Source organism: Streptomyces sp. NPDC001868 (assembly GCF_040297125.1).
Classification (GTDB): Bacteria; Actinomycetota; Actinomycetes; order Streptomycetales; family Streptomycetaceae; genus Streptomyces.
Genome location: NZ_JBEOYO010000145.1, coordinates 1 through 1,269, shown reverse-complemented (window position 1 = coordinate 1,269; position 1,269 = coordinate 1). Strand labels below are relative to the sequence as shown.

The following is a 1,269-nucleotide window of genomic DNA, read 5'->3' as shown; positions in this document are numbered from 1 at the left end:
CTCCACGGTCGTCCACGGCGCGATGTCACCGACCGGCTCGAAGCGGTACTCGTCGACCACGTCACCGGTGTTGCGCAGACGCAGCCGAACGGTCGCAGTGCCACCGGGGTCCACCGCGGTCGACGCGGGTTCCAGAGAAGTCCAAAGGCTCACGGAGGGACGCTACGCGGCGGGCGTCGTCCGGTCAGGAGTCGTCAGGGCAGGCCCCGCTGCCCCGGCGGCCACCGGGACCCGCCCCAACGGCCTTGTCACACCGTGAACTTGACCGCTTCGAGCCAGATGCCGTTGTCGAGGGTGCCGCCGAAGATGTAGTGCTCTCCCTCGCCGGGCTTGTCGCAGGCCAGGTTCTGCCAGCCCCGGTCCTTCTGGTGGACCGACTGGCAGACCCCCCGGCCGCCGCCGTCGACGTTGATGGTGAAGCCCAGCATGTCCGGGGCACCCGCCTTGGAGCTGCCGAAGTAGTTGTCGAAGCCGTCCTTCGCGCTCGACCAGGGCTTCCCGTTGTAGTGGCCCTGGCCGTTGGTGGAGTCGGGGTTGTGGACGAACGCGGCGCTGGCCGTGCCGTTGACGCCGGACACCGCGATGTTGAGGGCCTTGAGCGACCTGCCCTGGCCCACCGTGCCGGCCGTGTCGCCGTCGCACTCCGGGGCCGTCCAGCCCTTGCCCGTCACGAAGGCGCGGTAGCAGATGTGCCGGCCGCCCGGGTCCGCCGCGGCCAGCTGCCGTACGGCGGTCGCGGCCGTGGGCGCCGGCTTCTTCTTCTCCTCGGAGCCGCCGCCGGACCCGCCACCACCGTCACCGCCGCCCCCGTTCCCGCTGCCGCTGTCGCTGTCGCTCTCCGGCTGCGTCTCCGTCACCTGCGGGGGCGCCGAGGAGGCGGGGGGAGCGGAGGGCGTGGGCGGCGGAGGCGTCGACACCGGCGCCGAGGGGCTGGGCGCCAGCGTGCTGACGGCGGTCTCCCCCAGCTCGGTGGCGGCGCTGACGACCCTGGGCTGGAAGGCGAACCACATCGTCAGGAAGGTGATCGCCAGCGCCAGGAAGATCCCGAGACAGGTGGCGAGCCACCCCGGCAGGAAGCCGCGCTGCACATACATGCCCTCGACATCCAGGGGCGTCACCCCCGACCGCTTCACCGCGAAGGCGTACGGCCGCTCCTCCTTGGACCCGAACCAGATGATCTGGCGCGGCTTCAGCGTGGCCTTGACGAACGCGGCACGACCGGGCTCGATCTGCACATTGCTCGGATGGATGTCGTACGACAGCTGATCA

At 71.1% G+C, this 1,269-nt stretch carries 1 protein-coding gene and 1 pseudogene; both read right to left on the bottom strand.

The genetic code is table 11. The annotated features are described in order from the left end of the window. Positions 1-153: pseudogene (locus ABT147_RS47200) on the bottom strand (RICIN domain-containing protein); the annotation flags it as partial. 95 nt (positions 154-248) lie between these two features. Continuing rightward, positions 249-1,269, bottom strand: a 1,021-nt coding sequence (locus tag ABT147_RS47195; RefSeq protein WP_351418742.1) for a hydrolase, incomplete at its 5' end; no start/stop codon positions are given.